Here is a 781-nt window from a genome sequence, read left to right on the forward strand (position 1 = left end):
GGGTGACGTAGAGGACGCGATTTCTGGTGAGCTGTGGGCCAAGCATATGTATGCAAAACAGGTTCCGCCGCTTACCATGGACGCAGTAGCTCAGGATATCGTGCGGCTCGCGATGGAGCGCGAAATCGTGAAAGGACCTGTGGTAATCTCGAACGGCGCGTACGCAGGTGTTCGCTTGGTGGAAATGGGGCTGAAGCTTCTGCGTGCGCGTACCGCTCTTTGTGAAGCAATCAACCAGAAATATCGCATCACCATGTATCCGTCCGAATTCATCAGTCTTGAGACGATTGGTGATCTTGCGAATCAGGTGATCCAACACGTGGAGGGCAAGGAATTGTGTTCGCAGGCGTAATTGTGGGTGCTCTTAACGGCCTTATCAGCGGGATCGTCGGGGCATTTGTTATGGGTCTGGGTCTAGGTATTGGTGCCACGCTGCTCGCGCAATGGCTGCTGAACCATGTGCAGGTGCTTGTGCATTGAACGAGACGCCTGTGCATTATCCGGATACGTGGTTCGGGCCCTGCAAATGCCGAGAGCGTATGGGGTTCGAGGGCGCGAAATGTGTGTATGAAAAGGGCAAGCGCCCTTGTGACAAGGAGAAACATGAATCACGGTGAATTGATTTTTCGCGACATCGGTCTGGGTGTCAACAAGCATGGCCAGTGCCCGCTGCTAGTGACCGGCATTGTGCTTGTCGAGGCCTCGGACCACATGCGCCTCGAAAGTAGCGTGTTGACCATTGACGGCGTGCAGCGTGACGAACTGGTACGGGGCGAGGCTA

General features: G+C 55.1%; 2 protein-coding genes. Both read left to right on the forward strand.

Annotated elements, in window-relative coordinates; translation table 11 throughout:
- Window positions 1–352 (forward strand): hypothetical protein (locus tag AC1RO3_RS08090; RefSeq protein WP_392340335.1); only part of this gene is annotated, 352 nt, incomplete at its 5' end.
- On the forward strand, window positions 337–480 hold the full coding sequence (locus tag AC1RO3_RS08095) for a hypothetical protein (RefSeq protein WP_281116331.1): 144 nt from the start codon (window positions 337–339) through the stop codon (window positions 478–480). The genes AC1RO3_RS08090 and AC1RO3_RS08095, both read left to right, overlap by 16 nt.
- Window positions 481–781: the final 301 nt, after the last annotated feature.

This window comes from Dellaglioa sp. CoH-57-MRSF-19, assembly GCF_056781975.1.